The following is a 14990-nucleotide window of genomic DNA, read 5'->3' as shown; positions in this document are numbered from 1 at the left end:
GGAACTATTGCCCAACGGGTGATGCTCCAGCCCTCGGTTTGACCTATGCCGCTTCGAAGGTGGAACCACCAAAGGCGGCGGCCTCGGGCTACATGGTGGCGTTGCCGCCGAAGCCGTGCGGGACCATCGAGGCCAGGGCGGCGGCTCTGGCCTCGATGATCCTCATCCGTGCTTGGTATTCGGCGGGTTCGCGGTGTGCGGCTTGGCTGGTGACCTGGCCGGGCCATTTGCGGTAGAGCAGGCCGTATTCGCGGGTGAAGTAGCCGGCGGTGACGGCGTTGGCGGCCAGGAGGAGGCCGGTGTCCTCGGATGCCGGCAGGGCCATCCAGCCGCCGAGGGCGAAGACGAGATCCCGCCGCAGGCACAGAGTTGCCGGGTGGACGGATGCCCGGTAGTCGTTGGCCTGCCAGAAGGCCAGGACCGCGCCCCGGTCGATGACCCCGCCGGCCGGGTCCTTGTCCCATCCGGCGGTCGACCCGTCGGGAAGCAGGTCAAGTACCCGCGAGGTGGTCCACCCGATCTGTGGGTGCGCGTCGAACGCGGCGATGTCCCGCGCGAGCGCGCCGGGGGTCAACTGGTCGTCGGCATCGAGAACTTTGATGAGGTCGCCGTCAACCCGGGACAGTGCAAGGGTCCGGGCAACACCAGGCCCACCAGGTCGGCCGGTGCCGAGGCTGATCCGGGGGTCGTCGGGCAGGACGTCGGCCAGGGCTCCGGTCTGTCCGTCTTCCTGGACGAGCCATTGCCAGTCCCACCCCGGCGGCATCTCCTGTTTGACCAGCGATGCGTACGCGCCAGCCAGGTACTCGATGCTGGGCGCGTGGACCGGGGTAATGACCGAGACGAGCTGCGTCAAGTTTTCCACCGCTGGAGTTTGTGGGAGTAGACAAGCTCGGTCCGGTCACCCGGCATCACCACGTCAGCGACCTCGACGACCCGGCCGGTGGTGTCGACGGAGGTTTTGCGCACGGTGAGCACGGAGACGCCCGGGTCGATGTCCAACAGTTCGGCCTCATCCGGTGACGGTGGCCGGGCGCGGATCTCGTCGTCGATGCGGTCAAGCTCGATGCCGAGGGTGTAGAGCTGGTGTTGCGTGCCGCCGGGCCAGGGTTCCTTGCTGGCGTCGAGCAGGTCCGGGTTCGCGGCGACCAGGTCATACGGGAGGTAGGAGTACGACACGGTCAGCGGCGCGTTCTCGTGCCGCGACGATGTCCAGTAGACCCGGCGCAGCAGCGGCGTGCCCGGCTCGACCTGGAGGGCCGCCGCCATCTCGTCATTGGCGTCGACGCGGGTGTACTCGGCGTGGAACTTGAGGTCATCGACGGTCAGGCCGGTGTCGTGCTCGGTCGCGCCGGTCTTCAACCGTTCGTCCTCGTCGAGCAGGACCCGGTCCTTCTCCCACTGGTACCGCTCGGTGTTGCGGCGGCGTACCCGCTGGCGGGGTGCCCGCACGTAGGTGCCGCGCCCCTGCTCCGCCCGGACCAGACCCCATTCCCGGAGCTGCCGGATGGCATTACGGACGCTCGTGCGGGACAGCCCGGACGACTCGGCCAGCTCGGTTTCGCTGGGCATCAGCGTGCCGGGGGCAAGCTCCCCGCTCATGATCTTCGCCCGCAACTCTTCCGCGAGTTGCAGGTAGCGAGGGCGCCAGTCCCGGCCATGCACACCGGTCACCGTACCCCCTAGACGTTCCAACGTCTGCCAGGTGGTCCCCCCAGCCGGCCGCTCCGGCACCGCCGGCACCACCACCGCCCCTGCTCGCGGAGCCTGCCCACGACGCCCACCAGGACCACGCGCCCCAGCACCCCGCCGGAAGTTGGCGTTCACCGCGTCTCTCCCGTCCACCCGCGCCGCCCCGCCTGCGCCTGCATGGCGTGTCGGGCGTGGGTCAGTTCCTCGATGAGCCGGTCGACGTGGGTCAGCGTCAGGAGCACGGTTTGCGTGGTGCCGTAGTGGGTCGCGTCGAGCTTGATCGCCGGCTCGCGGCGGGTGAACCGGTCGATGAGCAGTTGCAGACTCACCCACCCGGTCCCCTCCCGCCCGATCGTGGCCAGGTACCCCCGGTGCATCGGATCGTTCGGCCCACAACCCCGACACCACGGCGGACACACCACCGGCCGAGGCGACGCCGGCAACCGCCGGTTCATCATCGGAAAGCCGTCACTCATCGCCGGCCCCCTGCCCGCCGGCCTGCACCAGCAACCCGCGCAACTGCTCCACCAGCTCGGCCGCCTCCGACAGCGACAACTCCGCCCAAGCGTTCCCCGCCCGACACGACGCGTGCACACACACCAGCGGAGCACCGGGAGTCTCCGCACTGATCAGGTACGTGACGACGAGCCCACTCGCCCGCTTCTCACCGACCCGAAGCATGTGGCCACGATGACGACGAGCCATGTGCGCCATCACCGGCGGCACCAGATAGCCGCACCGCTCCGGCGTGCACCAGTCCGGGTGACTCGCGACCGGAGCCGGCCTGCTCGGACGGGTCATCGTGTCCACCGCCCGCCGTGCCCCCGGTGCGCCTGCGCCACCGTCATCAACGGCGCATACCGCAACACGGGCAGCTCCCGCGTGACACCAACCGACCACCACGGCGCAGGGACGACCGATCCGCCGGACGACGCCGACTGCGTGTCGCTGCTGGTGGTCGGGATCGGCGTACGTCGGCGGGGCCACCAGGACGACAACCAACCGCGTCGACGATGAGAGCCGGACATCGCACCTCCACAGGTAGACGAGGAACCGGCGGCCGACCACAAGCGTGTCTGTGGCCGACCGCCGGCCCGGATGAAGGCACAGCGCACCGTCCGACGCCGGACGGGTCGGGTATCGCCGAGCCAACTTGTCTACGCGGCTACCGCAACCGGTCCCACAGGACGCCGCGCATAGGTGCGGCCAGGGCCGACACCGCGACCACCCCTGACACGAGCCGTCACCCCGGCCGCACACCAGGAAACGTATCTACAAGTGGACGAGTTGTCTAGACGTTAAGATGCGTCGCTTACATGGCACTTGGTAAGACAAGTGCCATGTACGGTGAGCGGGTGCCCACCCCGCACCACAGACAACCCCGCTACCGCACCATCGCTGATGAACTGCGGTCGCGCATCGAGAGCGGTGTCATACCGCCAGGCAGCCTCTTGCCAACCGAGGCCTCGCTTACCGCCGAGTTTCGTGCTAGTCGTGGCACGGTTCGCCAGGCCATAGCCTCTTTAAGGGAGGAGCGGCTGGTTGCTACAGCACATGGGCGCGGAACCTACGTTGCTTTTCCATTGGAGCAAGGGGATGAGTTCGAGACGACATCAATTCCCTCAAGTCCACGTCATGTCCCAGCAGACGAAGAGTTGGCTGCAATTTTTGATGTCGAAACCGGATCACCCCTTGTAGAAGTTCGTTCAGTTTTGCAAGTAAATGGCAACACCGAATCAGTTATCTGCATTTATAGCCGCCCATTGCAAGGCGCGGCAGGCCAAGAGTAGAAGAATGCAGGCAGGAAGATCGGAGATCGCTAGTTGAAAAGCACGGCCCAGGACCAGCGAACCGAACTGGACGACCAGAGACGTGAAGTCGATTTTGACACTTACGATGTCACTGTGGACGAAATCCTAAGGAGAATCGAAAAAGGTCGTATTGATGTCGCACCTTCATATCAGCGGAAGTTCCAGTGGGATCACGCACGGCAGTCGAAACTAGTCGAATCGATCTTCTTGGGAATCCCCGTACCTCCCTTGTTTATGGCAACCAACGCCGAAGCTAATCGCGTAAATAGCTGGGAGGTCGTTGACGGCCTCCAAAGGGTGACCACGCTCGTAAATTTTGCAGGAAACACTAATGCCCGATCGCGAATCCGCCTCTCGGATTCACCCCTAGCACTCCACGACCTTGACAAGCTAGAGACATTCAATGGCCGGACATTCAGCGAACTCCCAGGCGACCTTCAATCATTATTCGAAGACCGACCACTCAAGGTTGTCGTTCTAAACGATAAGAGTGAGATTCGCGTCCGGTTCGACTTATTCGAACGTCTAAATACCGGCGGAATTCGACTCTCTCATCAAGAGGTGCGTGAGTGCGTCTTCCGCGGTGAGTTCATTGACCTCTTGCGTACCCTTTCCCGGAACGTCGATTTCCGCACAGTGGTCCGATTGCAGAAGGGCAGCGAGAATGACGGCACACCGGAGGAGTACGTTCTGAGGTTCTTTGCCTACTTAGAGAACTACAAAAACTTCGACCACCTTGTCAAGGACTTTCTGGATGAGTTTACTATCGCTTGCCAGACGAGTGCAGAAGCCGCGAAGCGGAGCGCCATATTCGAGGAGACATTCTCCTATCTCGCACAGTGCTTCCCTCTAGGGCTGAAGAGCCGAAAAGGAACCACTCCAGTTAACCTCTTCGAGGGCGTCTCGGTGGGTGCCGCCATTGCGCTTACCCAGAGGGCAAATTTGCCGGCGATTAAAGACCCTACTTGGCTGTCGAGCGATAAACTACGTTCGTTTGTCACTGGGGCCACTAACACAAGGAACCGAGTGGCGGGACGGATTGAGTTCTGCAGGGACAGGTTCCTTGAAGCCTAAGCTGGATTGCGAAACTCATCGGCGAGCATTCAGGGAGCGAATTGCAACATCGCGCCGACTCCTCGATGCTGCCCACGGGGGCAGCGAGGGCAGTGGGGATGTATCCCGCGAACTACGAGGACTTTCGATACTCCTACTCTTTGCTGCCTACGAACACCTTTTAACAAGTCTTTGCCGAACATTACTTGAGTTCGTGGCGAAGTCTCGGGCCACTGCACGGAGAATGAAGCCGGGCCTCCGGCTCTTTCTGGCCTACGAGGCGTTCCAAAGCTTGGCAGGCTCAAGCAAAGACAAGCTCTGGAGACGACAAGGACCGAAGGTGGTGCAAGCTCTCACCGAAAGTCGAGCCAGAGATATCAACACAAGCCTTTTTCCTCACGATGGTAGTTTTATGAAGGCCTCCCAAGTTGGGCTTTTCTGTGAGCTATTCGACTTGGGAGATCCTGGGCCCATCCTCAAGGAAGTGTGGCCACAACTCAACACCATCGTTGATCTACGTAACGGCATAGCTCATGGGCGCCTAACGCCCGACGAAGTTGGGCGCAACTACACCCATGAGGAGGTGCTTGAGTTGATAAACCTGTGGGAATCTCGGTGGATCGATTTTATTAATTGGTTGGAAGCAAGCTGCGACGATCACTCGACATTCACAGTAGGACGTTAGGACACACGTCTTATGCGATTCCCGGCGAAGACGAACGCGGCGCGATCCGTTAGTTACCCTTGAGGGACATTACCCATGAGGGAGCCCTCTGCTGAATTGTTCTGTATTGGATCAAGGCACCGCGCTCCGCGCGGTGCGGGGCGGCAAGCCCGGCCGGCGGCAATCCGCCCCGGACGCCTACGGCACCGGGGCGGTAAGCCGCCGACAGCCGCCGGGACACCGCCCCACCAACCAGAGGCACCAGGTCCAGCAAGGCCGTGACGGAAGCCGTCGGGTCGGCCTGGTCGCGTGGTCGGGGCTTCCGGCTGCCGCACCAGTCCAACCCCGGGACTGGCTTGCCACCGGGTAGCCGGGTCGCGCCAGCAGCTCGACCACCAGGACGTACCCGGCTCATCCCGCACGCCGTCCGCCGTCGACGAGGACCAGGCCGCCACCGAGCCGCAGGCAGGCCACCGCAGACGGGTCCAACTGACCCCCGAGTCAAGGAATCCTGGGCCGTCTCTGGGCCGTCCGGGCCGTCACCGGGCCGTCAAACGCCACCTAACGATGACCAAGGACGACCATCGACGCCCGAACATAGAACCAGCTCAGAGCCTTGATCACGGCTCTGAGCTGGTGGGCGACGGACGAGTCGACCTGTACGCCGGATTCTGTGCGCGGCGCGTACCCCTCGCGGGGCCCGCACCGGCGGCGGCCATCCATCTCGGCCTGCCGTCGCCGACAGGCTCCTGCGGCCTACCCGCAGACATCGGGCGGGCAGCCCTCAAGCGTCTGCGCCGGGTCGTCAGCTTGCGGTGACGGCCCTTGCTTGGCCTTGCTCCGGGTGGGGTTTACCGAGCCACCCCGGTCACCCGGGGTGCTGGTGGGCTCTTACCCCACCGTTTCACCCTTACCGTCCCCGAGTGGGGGCGGCGGTCTGTTTTCTGTGGCACTGTCCCGCGGGTCGCCCCGGGTTGCCGTTAGCAACCACCCTGCCCTGTGGAGTCCGGACGTTCCTCGGCGGCGGGCCGTAGCCCGCCGACGCGACCGCCCGGTCGACTCGTCCGTCGCGTCTCCATCCTAACGACGCAGCGGCCAACCCCGATTCCACCCCGGTCCGCGCCGCGCCGGAGGCGAAAATGGTAAGCGGTCGACGCGGTGCAAACGCTCTGATCAGGGCGTACTAGCCTCTGGGCCCCATGGAGCTCTCCGATGCCGTACTGCTGATGGTCGCCGGTCTCGCCGCGGGCACGGTGAACGCGGCGGCCGGCGGTGGTTCGCTGATCACCTTCCCGGCGATGATCGCGGTGGGCATCCCGCCGGTGGCGGCGAACGTCAGCAACTCGGTGTCGGTCTTCCCGGGCTACGCGGCGAGTGTGGCGGGCAGCCGGATGGATCTGCCGCCCCGGCGGACGCTGTGGCCGTTGCTGCCGACGGCGGTGCTCGGCACGGGGGTCGGCTGTCTGCTCCTACTGGCGACCCCGGCGCGGGCGTTCGACCTGGTGGTGCCGTTCCTGGTGCTCGGGGCGACGGCGGTGCTGGCCTTCCAGGGGCCGCTGCGCCGGCTGGTCGGGCATCCGGCCGACCTGGGCCCGCGCCGCCGTACCCTCACGGTGCAGGCGATGGTCGCGGTCGGCACGGTGTACGGCGGCTATTTCGGCGCGGCGCTCGGGGTGATGCTGGTGGCCGGCCTGGCCCTGGTGCTGGACGCGACGCTGGCCCGGGTGTCGGCGGTGAAGAACCTGCTGTCGGCCGTGGTGGGGTTGACCACGCTCGTGGTATTCGCCCTGTTCGGGCCGGTCAACTGGGCGGCGGTCGCGGTGGTCGCGCCGGCCACGATGCTCGGCGGGTACGTGGGGGCGCGGGTGACCCGCCGCCTGCCACCGGTGGTGCTCCGGACGCTGATCGTCTGCTTCGGTACGGCGATCGGCCTCTACCTGCTCTGGCGGGCGCTGGGCTGAGCGACCCCGGGGCCGCTCAGTACGCCTCCCCGACGGGTTCGTGCTCGGCCCGCCGGGCGGCCCGGTTCCAGCGGGACCAGAGCAGCCGTTCGCCGTAGCCGGCGGCCATCAGGTGCGCGCAGGCCAGGTAGACCAGCAGGCCGACGGCGAGTACCCCGGCCCCGACCCAGAACGGCAGCGCCAGCCCGTGTTCGGCGAGCTTGCCGGCGAGGATCGGGGCGGGTGCGGCGGCACCCCAGCGGACCAGGTTGAACGCGCCCGTGGCGACCCGCCGGTCGGCGGAGCCGAGGCCGAGTGCCAGGTCGGTGAGGTTGGCGTTGGCCATGCCCATGCACAGGCCGGCGACGACGAGCACCACCAGCGACTCGGCGGTGCCGGCCGACGTGGCGAAGAGGACCATGCAGGCCAGCAGGCCGACCAGGGCCACCCCGACGGTCTGCACCGCGCCGATCCGGTGGGCCAACCGGTGGCCGATGAGCAGGATGCCGGCGGCCAGGCCGAGGCCCCAGCCGGTGAAGGCGAGGCCGAGGGGGATGACGTCGAGGCCGAGGAAGAGCGGCGTGTAGCCGAGCACCACGAAGAAGACGAAGTTGTAGGCGGCGGTGACCACGCAGAGGGTGATGAACGCCGGCCGGCGGTAGGTGGCGAAGATCTGCCCCAGTCGTACGGGCGGCTGCCGGTGGGTCGGCTCGCGGAGCTTGCGGGCGGCCACCAGTAGGGCGAACACCATGAACACGCCGCAGACGAAGAACGGCAGTCGCCAGCTGATCTCGCCGAGCAGGCCACCGATCAGCGGGCCGACGGCGAAGCCGAGGCCGAGCGCGGTCTCGAAGAGGCCGACCACCCATTCCCGGTCATTGGCGAGGTTGACCAGGACCACCATGGCGGTGGCGAAGAACATCGCGTTGCCCAGCCCCCACACACCGCGCAGCACCGACAGTTGCACGATGTCGTTGCTGAACGAGGCGGCGATGGCGGCGAGGCCGACCACCGAGACGCCGGTGACGAGCACCGGCTTGAAGCCGAAGCGTCCGCTGGCCAGGGTCGCCGGGATCATCCCGACGGCCATCACCGCGATGTACGCGGTGAACAGCAGTTCGACCTGCCAGGCGGTGACGCCGATGGCGGTGCCGATGACGGGCAGGATGGGGTCCACCACGGCGATGCCGGCGATGGCGAGGAAGGCCACCAGCGTGGTGGCGTAGATGGCACTGCGGTGGGGCTCGGTTCGCCGGTCCACTCCGCCTCCTGTCGGGCCGAAGCCGCATATAGCTGTATCGTACAGGTAATTCTGTTGTATCATACAGCTATGAGCGACGACCAGGCGAAGCGAACGGAGTCGGGCGAGGCCACCCTCGGCCGGATCGAGACCGAGGTCGCCCTGTTGATGCGGCTGGGCGAGGCCACCCGCCGGGCCACCGGCAGCGCCGAGCACCGGGTCCTCGACCGGGCGGCGTACGTGATCCTGCGCCACCTGGACGCCACCGGCCCGCAGAACGTCTCGGCGCTGGCCGCCCGGCTCAACCTGGACGGCTCCACGGTCACCCGGCAGGTCTCGGCGCTGCAACGCGACGGACTGATCGCCCGCGCCCCCGACCCGGCGGACGGCCGGGGCACGGTGATCTCTCCCACCCCCTCCGGCCTGCACCGGATGGCCGCCGTCCAGGCCGCCCGGACCCGGCTCTACGGCGACATCCTGGCCGACTGGTCCTCCACCGACCGGGACACCCTGGCCACCCTGCTGGGCCGGCTCAACCAGGCCCTCGACTCCCGCACCCGCCGCCGCTGACCCCGCCCACCCGCCCCGCCACTCCCTCGCCCCGGTCCCCTCCCAACCACCCCGACTCCCCCACCCTCACCCGCCCCCGGCTCCCCTCCCCGCCCCGGTGATCAAGAGGTTTGCGTCACCTGCACGCCCGACGGGTGACGCGAACCTCTTGATCACCGACCCCCATCGCCTCCCACCGGCCGGCGGGTGGCCTGACGGCCGGGCCGGTCGCGTGATCAAGAGGTTCGCGTCAGTTTCCAGCGGAATGTTGACGCGAACCTCTTGATCACCGGGGCGGGCGGGACGGGTGTGGGGAGGGGCGGAGCGGGGCGGGGGCGCAGCGGGGAGGGAGGGGACGGCGGGGTCAGGCGACCGGTTCGCGAGCCGAGTCGGCGTCGCGGTCGGGGCCGGGGGTGACGCGGGGGTCACCCTCGTCGGCGAAGTAGTCCTCGGGGGTGGTGCCGTCCACGCCCTCGGCCACCTTCGCCGCCCGCAGCACCAGCGTCACCAGCGCCGCCACCACCAGGTTCACCAGCACGGCGACGATGCCCACGTAGATCGTCTTCTTGGTGTCGAAGCCGAAGTCGGACAGCGGGAACGCCGACCCGCCGAAGTGCGCGCGCTTCGACGCCGGGTTGGGGATCTGGTAGAGCATCCACATGCCCAGCCCCATGCCGGCCGCCCAGCCGGCGATCAGCGCGCCCCGGTGGAACCAGCGGGTGTAGAGGCCCAGCGCCACCGCCGGCAGCGTCTGAAGGATGATCACACCGCCGATGAGCTGGAGGTCGATGGAGAACTGCGGGTCGAGGAAGACGATGCAGGCCACCGCGCCGACCTTCACCACCAGCGAGGTGATCTTCGAGACGTTCGCCTCCTGCGCCGGGCTGGCGTCCCGCTTCAGGTACTCCTTGTAGATGTTGCGGGTGAACAGGTTCGCCGCCGCGATCGACATGATCGCCGCCGGCACCAGCGCACCGATGCCGATCGCCGCGTACGCCACCCCGGCGAACCAGTCCGGGAACTGCTGGTCGAACAGCACCGGCACCACCGTATTGCTGTCGACGGTGCCCTCCTTCGCCCCCGGCAGCGGCTTCACTCCGGCCGCGATCGCCATGAAACCGAGCAGGGCGATCAGGCCGAGCAGCAGGCTGTACGCCGGCAGCGCCGACATGTTCCGCTTGATCACGTCCCGGTTCCGGCTGGCCAGCACGCCGGTGATGCTGTGCGGGTAGAGGAACAGCGCCAGCGCCGAACCGAACGCCAGGGTGACGTACTGGAGCTGGTTGTTGGCGTTGAGCAGGATGCCGTCGTTCGGGTTCGGCGAGGCCGCGAACTTCGCGTCCGCCGCGTCGAAGATCGAACCCCAACCCCCCAGCTTGTACGGCAGGTAGATCACCGCCACCAGGATCACGACGTAGATCAGGCTGTCCTTGACGAACGCGATGAGCGCCGGGGCGCGCAAGCCGGACTGGTAGGTGTAGGCGGCCAGGATCGCGAAGGCGATGATGATCGGCAGGTGCCGCGCCACCGCGCTGTCCCCGGTGACCCCCATCGTCTTGAGCACCGCCTCGATGCCCACCAACTGCAACGCGATGTACGGCATGGTCGCCACGATGCCGGTGATCGCGATCAGCAGCGCCAGCACCGGCGAGTCGAACCGGCGGCGGACGAAGTCGGCCGGGGTGACGAACCCGTGCCGGTGCGACACCGACCAGAGCCGGCAGAGCACCAGGAACACCAGTGGATAGATGACGATCGTGTAGGGCACGGCGAAGAACCCGGCCGCACCCGCCCCGAACATCAGCGCCGGCACCGCCACGAACGTGTACGCCGTGTAGAGGTCACCGCCGACCAGGAACCAGGTGATCCAGCCGCCGAAGCTGCGCCCGCCCAGCCCCCACTCGTCGAGGTGCGCCATGTCCTTCGGCGCCCGCCACCGGGCCGCCACGAAACCCATCGCGCTGACCAGCAGAAAGAGCGCCGAGAATACGATGATCTCGGTCAGATGATCACGCCACATCAGCAGACCACCTTCGTTCGCGACTGCGGGGCTCGCAAAACCGGCTCACTCCTCGCGCTCACCGGAGCTTCTTTCGTTCGCGACTGCGGGGCTCGCAAAACCGGCTCACTCCTCGCGCTCACCGGGTTCCCCGCTTCTTGGTCATCTGGTAGACCAGCGTGGTGGTGGCCACCCCGAGCAGGATCCAGACCAGTTGCAGCCAGTAGAAGCGCGGGAAGCCGAAGACCCGGGGCGAGTCCGCGTTGAACAGCGCCGGGATCAGCGGCACCACGATCGGTACGAAGAGCAACCAGTTCCAGGGGCTGTGGTCCTTCGCCCTGGACGACGCCGTACTCGGCGTCTCCGGTTCGCCAGCGGTCATCTGACCTACCTCCGGTAGTCGTTCCGGCCAGTAACGGCCGGACGCTACGACCCGGTGCGGCCGGTCACGATCAATTGGCGCTTGACGATGCGCCGAACGGCGTTCCGGCTGCGCCGAACGGCATGACGAGGGGCGTGACGCATCGACCGACGACGAACCGGCCCGGGAATCCCGGGCCGGTTCGGGGGACGATCCGGAATCAGCGGACCGGGAGGTGGGCGGTGTCGTTGACGGAACGGACCGCGACGCCCCCGTCGGGCCACATGTCGAGCACCGAGATACCGGCCGCGTCCAGGTAGAGCCGGTGCAGGAGGGCGTCGCCGGCCGCGAGGGCGTCGCGCAGGGCCAGCTTGATCGGCGAGACGTGCGAGACGACCACCACGGTCTCACCGGGGTACGCCTCCCGCAGCGCCACCATCGCCCGGTCGACCCGCTGCCCGACCTCGGTGAACGACTCACCGCCCGGCGGGGCGACCCGGGTCGAGGCGAGCCAGGCGTCCAGTTCGCCGGGCCACCGGTCGCGGACCTCGGCGAAGGTGTGCCCGTCCCAGTCGCCGAAGTCGCACTCGATCCAGTCGTCCTGCGGGCGTACCGGCAGACCGCCGAGCGCGGTGGCGATCGCCTCGGCGGTGGCCGTACACCGGGACAGCGGGGAGCTGAGCACGGCCGCGACGGACGGGGCAAGCGCGGCCACCCGGGTGGCGGTGGCCCGGGCCTGGGCCTGACCGGACTCGGACAACGGCACGTCGGCGCGGCCGGCGTAGCGGTGCTGCACGGTCCACTCGGTCTCCCCGTGCCGGACCAGGATCAGCCGGGTGGCGGTGAAACTCGGCCTCGGCTCCCAGGACGCCTTGGCGGTCGCCGGGTCGGTGCCGGTGGACCTGGTGGCGGCCCGGGCGGCCACCTCGCGGGCCTGCGCCCGGCCGGGCGAGTCGGCACCGGCCACCTCCCGGGGCGGCTCACCGCCGGCCGAACCCGCCGCCGACCGGGAGGGCCTGCCGGCGGCGGTGTCCATCGCGGCGTTGGCGAGGGCGTCGGCGTGCCGGTTGCGGTCCCGGGGGATCCAACTGAACCGGACCGACTCGAAGCGGTCGACCAGCGCGGCGGCCCGGGCGGCGAGCGGACGCAGGCCGGGGTGCTTGATCTGCCACCGGCCGCACATCTGCTCGACCACCAGCTTCGAGTCCATCCGGGCGTCGACCTCGGCCGCGCCCAGCTCGGCGGCGGCCTCCAGCCCGGCGATGAGACCCCGGTACTCGGCGACGTTGTTGGTGGCCGTCCCGATCGACTCGGCCCGTTCGGCCAGCACCTCACCGGTGGCCGGGTCCCGGACGACGGCACCGTAACCGGCCGGCCCGGGGTTGCCCCGGGACCCGCCGTCGGCCTCGATGACGACCGCGCGCACCGCCACCGGGCTACAGCCCCGACTCGTTGGTACGCACCATGATCCGGCGGCAGTCCTCGCAGCGGACCACCTCGTCCGGGTCCGAGCGGCGGATCCGGGCCAGGTCGGCGCCGGACAGCTCCAACCGGCAGCCGCCGCAGCGCCCCGCGGTGAGCAGCGCCGCACCGAGGCCGGTGTCCTCGCGGATCTTGTCGTAGAGGGTGACCAGGTCGGCGGGGAGGTCGGCGGCGAGCGGCTTGCGGGCGCCCTGCTTGGACTCCTCCTCCTTGGCGATCGCGGCCAGGTTCTCGTCGCGGCGCTGCTCGACGGCGGCCCGCCGGTCCCGGGCCTCGGTGAGACGGGCCTCGATCCCGTCGAGGGTGGCCTGCGCCGTCTCCCGCTGCTCCATCAGCTCCAGCTCGGCGTCCTCCAGGTCACCCTGGCGGCGGTTGAGCGAGACCAGCTCGTGCTGGAGCGCCTCCAGTTCCCGGGCCGGCCCGCTGCCGCTGGCCAGCCGGGCCTCGTCCTTGCTCTTGCGGGCCCGCACCTGGTCGATGTCCTTCTCCAGGCGGGCGATGTCCCGGTCCAGGTCGTCCACGGCGACCTGGGCGCGGACCCGCTCGTCCTCCAGGGCGGACAGCTCCCGGGCCAGGCCCTCCAGCTCGGCCCGCTCGGGCAGCGACCGGCGGCGGTGGGCGAGCTGGGCGAGGGTGGTGTCGATCGCCTGGAGGTCGAGCAGGCGGCGCTGGACCTGGGGTTCAGCCTTCACGGTCGGGGCTCCTTGTCGTCCGTCGTGGGTGCGGCGGCGTGCACGGTCCACGGGTCGGTGTCCAGGTCGGACACCACGGTCTCGACGCCGAAGCCGGCCCGCAGGTGGGCGGCCACGTCGTCCAGCCAGGGTCGTTCGGTCGCCCAGTGTGCGGCGTCCAGCAGGGCGGGCCCACCGGCGGCGAGGTGCTCACCGGCGGGATGGTGCCGCAGGTCGGAGGTGAGGAACGCGTCCGCACCGGCGGCGGTCGCCGCGGCCAGGAAGCCGTCGCCGGAGCCGCCGCTGACCGCGAGGGTACGCACGATACGCGCGGGATCGCCCCCGGCGCGAACCCCCCAGACCGTGGCCGGTAGGACGGCGGCGGCGCGTTCGGTCAACGCGGCGAGCGTCAGCGGGGCGGGCAGCTCACCGACCCGGCCGATGCCCCGGCCACCGCCGGCCGACGCCGAACCCGGCGCGGAGGGTTGCAGCGGGCGCAGGCCGGTCAACCCGAACCGGGCGGCCAGCGCGTCGGATACGCCCGGCGCGGCGATGTCGGCGTTGGTGTGCGCGACGTACAGGGCCACCCCGGCGCGGATCAGGTCGTGCACGATCCGCCCCTTCCAGGTGGTCGGGGCGACCGAGGAGACGCCGCGCAGCAGCAGCGGGTGGTGCGCGACGATCAGGTCGGCACCGGCGGCGAGCGCCTCGGCTACCGTCTCGGGGACGACGTCCACCGTGCCGTAGACGCGGCGGACCGGGTCGGTGGGCTCGCCGAGCACCAGACCGACCCGGTCCCACTCCTCGGCCCAGGCGGGCGGGTAACGCCGATCCAGCTCGGCAACCACATCGGCGACGGACGGCGGGGACGCGGTTGTGCTCACGGCCGGTCAGCTTACCGGCGCACGGTGGCGGTCACGCCCACGCCCGTCGACGGGTCAGGCGGCCGAGGTGGCCCGGGAGCGGCCGGGCAGGGCCGCCACCGCCGCCTCCCAGGGGAAGGCGTGCAGGTGCCGTTCCCCCGTACCGGGTGGGTGCAGCGGGTAGACGTCGTCGCCGAAGAGCACCGTGGCACCCCATTCGCCCAGCCGTCGCAGGCCGGTCTGGAACGCCGGGTGCGCGGCCATCGCCACGTTGGTGAACGGCACCACCACCACCGGCACACCCCGGCCCTGCCCCTCGACGAGCAGGCCCAGCGCCAGCGTGTCGGTGATCCCGGCCGCCCACTTGTTGACCGTGTTGACGGTCGCCGGGCAGACCAGCATCGCGTCGGCGGCGGGCAGCAGGTCCGGGTCGCCCGGGTTCTTGTAGTGGGTACGCACCGGGTGCCCGGTCTGCCGGGCCAGCGCGGCCCGGTCGACGAACTTCGCCCCGTCGGGGGTGGTGACGACGCAGACCTCCCAGCCGTCGTCCTGGGCCAGGCCTACGAGCCGATCGAGGTGACGGGCCAGCGGCGAACCGCAGGCGATGACGTAGAGCACTCCGCGGTGCTCACTGCTCTGGTGGGGGCTGCCGCTCATCCGGCCGC

General features: G+C 68.8%; 16 protein-coding genes and 1 other RNA gene. 5 read left to right on the top strand and 12 right to left on the bottom strand.

Going from position 1 to position 14990, the window contains the following annotated elements; translation table 11 throughout:
- Window positions 1-88: 88 nt before the first annotated feature.
- The 4 genes from JQX11_RS19910 to JQX11_RS19895 all read right to left on the bottom strand — a co-directional run bounded on the left by JQX11_RS19910 (window position 89) and on the right by JQX11_RS19895 (window position 2373).
- Window positions 89-865 (bottom strand): glycosyltransferase family 2 protein, encoded by a 777-nt coding sequence (locus JQX11_RS19910; protein ID WP_307826260.1) that lies wholly within the window; start codon window positions 863-865, stop codon window positions 89-91.
- Window positions 853-1674: a GntR family transcriptional regulator gene (locus tag JQX11_RS19905; protein WP_204926440.1), complete on the bottom strand. Its 822-nt coding sequence runs from the start codon at window positions 1672-1674 to the stop codon at window positions 853-855. The genes JQX11_RS19910 and JQX11_RS19905 overlap by 13 nt, the downstream gene beginning before the upstream one ends.
- A 149-nt stretch (window positions 1675-1823) precedes the next feature.
- Window positions 1824-2021, bottom strand: a complete 198-nt coding sequence (locus JQX11_RS19900; RefSeq protein WP_307826259.1) for a precorrin-4 C11-methyltransferase — start codon at window positions 2019-2021, stop codon at window positions 1824-1826.
- A 139-nt stretch (window positions 2022-2160) separates the two neighbouring features.
- The gene (locus JQX11_RS19895; RefSeq protein WP_204926438.1) at window positions 2161-2373 is read right to left on the bottom strand and encodes a hypothetical protein; all 213 of its coding nucleotides are present in this window, start codon (window positions 2371-2373) and stop codon (window positions 2161-2163) included.
- Between the two features lie 674 nt (window positions 2374-3047).
- Here JQX11_RS19895 and JQX11_RS19890 point away from each other — a divergent pair.
- The 3 genes from JQX11_RS19890 to JQX11_RS33620 all read left to right on the top strand — a co-directional run bounded on the left by JQX11_RS19890 (window position 3048) and on the right by JQX11_RS33620 (window position 5241).
- Window positions 3048-3482: a GntR family transcriptional regulator gene (locus JQX11_RS19890; protein ID WP_204926437.1), complete on the top strand. Its 435-nt coding sequence runs from the start codon at window positions 3048-3050 to the stop codon at window positions 3480-3482.
- A 114-nt stretch (window positions 3483-3596) separates the two neighbouring features.
- The gene (locus tag JQX11_RS19885) at window positions 3597-4577 is read left to right on the top strand and encodes a DUF262 domain-containing protein (RefSeq protein WP_204926436.1); all 981 of its coding nucleotides are present in this window, start codon (window positions 3597-3599) and stop codon (window positions 4575-4577) included.
- Entirely contained in the window at window positions 4498-5241 is a 744-nt protein-coding gene (locus JQX11_RS33620; protein WP_372444613.1) for a HEPN domain-containing protein, read from the top strand. The genes JQX11_RS19885 and JQX11_RS33620 overlap by 80 nt, the downstream gene beginning before the upstream one ends.
- A 623-nt stretch (window positions 5242-5864) precedes the next feature.
- Here the strand turns inward: JQX11_RS33620 and rnpB are convergent.
- Window positions 5865-6283: RNase P RNA component class A (rnpB, locus tag JQX11_RS19875), an RNA gene on the bottom strand.
- 136 nt (window positions 6284-6419) lie between these two features.
- On the opposite strand from rnpB, the gene JQX11_RS19870 reads away from it, so the two are divergent.
- Window positions 6420-7181 carry a sulfite exporter TauE/SafE family protein gene (locus JQX11_RS19870; protein WP_204926434.1) on the top strand — a complete coding sequence of 254 codons (762 nt, stop codon included), beginning with the start codon at window positions 6420-6422 and terminating at the stop codon, window positions 7179-7181.
- A gap of 16 nt (window positions 7182-7197) precedes the next feature.
- Here JQX11_RS19870 and JQX11_RS19865 read toward each other — a convergent pair whose 3' ends face one another.
- Window positions 7198-8421 carry an MFS transporter gene (locus tag JQX11_RS19865; RefSeq protein WP_204926433.1) on the bottom strand — a complete coding sequence of 408 codons (1224 nt, stop codon included), beginning with the start codon at window positions 8419-8421 and terminating at the stop codon, window positions 7198-7200.
- A 69-nt stretch (window positions 8422-8490) separates the two neighbouring features.
- Between JQX11_RS19865 and JQX11_RS19860 the strand changes: the two genes are divergently transcribed.
- Window positions 8491-8970, top strand: coding sequence for a MarR family winged helix-turn-helix transcriptional regulator (locus tag JQX11_RS19860; protein WP_204926432.1), 480 nt, complete (start codon window positions 8491-8493; stop codon window positions 8968-8970).
- A gap of 343 nt (window positions 8971-9313) precedes the next feature.
- Here JQX11_RS19860 and mctP read toward each other — a convergent pair whose 3' ends face one another.
- The 6 genes from mctP to JQX11_RS19830 form a co-directional block, all read right to left on the bottom strand.
- Window positions 9314-10969 (bottom strand): monocarboxylate uptake permease MctP, encoded by a 1656-nt coding sequence (gene mctP / locus JQX11_RS19855; protein ID WP_204926431.1) that lies wholly within the window; start codon window positions 10967-10969, stop codon window positions 9314-9316.
- A gap of 118 nt (window positions 10970-11087) precedes the next feature.
- Window positions 11088-11330 carry a DUF3311 domain-containing protein gene (locus JQX11_RS19850; protein ID WP_204926430.1) on the bottom strand — a complete coding sequence of 81 codons (243 nt, stop codon included), beginning with the start codon at window positions 11328-11330 and terminating at the stop codon, window positions 11088-11090.
- A gap of 199 nt (window positions 11331-11529) precedes the next feature.
- Entirely contained in the window at window positions 11530-12741 is a 1212-nt protein-coding gene (locus JQX11_RS19845) for a bifunctional RNase H/acid phosphatase (RefSeq protein ID WP_204926429.1), read from the bottom strand.
- A 4-nt stretch (window positions 12742-12745) separates the two neighbouring features.
- Entirely contained in the window at window positions 12746-13483 is a 738-nt protein-coding gene (locus tag JQX11_RS19840; RefSeq protein WP_204926428.1) for a zinc ribbon domain-containing protein, read from the bottom strand.
- Entirely contained in the window at window positions 13480-14310 is an 831-nt protein-coding gene (locus tag JQX11_RS19835; RefSeq protein WP_204926499.1) for a Nif3-like dinuclear metal center hexameric protein, read from the bottom strand. The genes JQX11_RS19840 and JQX11_RS19835 overlap by 4 nt, the downstream gene beginning before the upstream one ends.
- Window positions 14311-14400: 90 nt before the next feature.
- On the bottom strand, window positions 14401-14982 hold the full coding sequence (locus JQX11_RS19830; protein WP_088644828.1) for a flavoprotein: 582 nt from the start codon (window positions 14980-14982) through the stop codon (window positions 14401-14403).
- Between the last annotated feature and the right edge of the window lie 8 nt (window positions 14983-14990).

It is taken from the genome of Micromonospora humida, assembly GCF_016901255.1.
Lineage (GTDB): Bacteria > Actinomycetota > Actinomycetes > Mycobacteriales > Micromonosporaceae > Micromonospora > Micromonospora wenchangensis.
Note: the sequence above shows the minus strand (reverse complement) of the source record. Positions and strands in the feature narration are given on the sequence as shown.

Excerpts from the sequence above, each read along its gene's own strand:
- JQX11_RS19895 (WP_204926438.1), bottom strand. The coding sequence starts at position 2,373 with ATGCTTCGGGTCGGTGAGAAGCGGGCGAGTGGGCTCGTCGTCACGTAC.
- JQX11_RS19870 (WP_204926434.1), top strand. The coding sequence starts at position 6,420 with ATGGAGCTCTCCGATGCCGTACTGCTGATGGTCGCCGGTCTCGCCGCG.
- JQX11_RS19860 (WP_204926432.1), top strand. The coding sequence starts at position 8,491 with ATGAGCGACGACCAGGCGAAGCGAACGGAGTCGGGCGAGGCCACCCTC.
- mctP (WP_204926431.1), bottom strand. The coding sequence starts at position 10,969 with ATGTGGCGTGATCATCTGACCGAGATCATCGTATTCTCGGCGCTCTTT.
- JQX11_RS19850 (WP_204926430.1), bottom strand. The coding sequence starts at position 11,330 with ATGACCGCTGGCGAACCGGAGACGCCGAGTACGGCGTCGTCCAGGGCG.
- JQX11_RS19830 (WP_088644828.1), bottom strand. The coding sequence starts at position 14,982 with ATGAGCGGCAGCCCCCACCAGAGCAGTGAGCACCGCGGAGTGCTCTAC.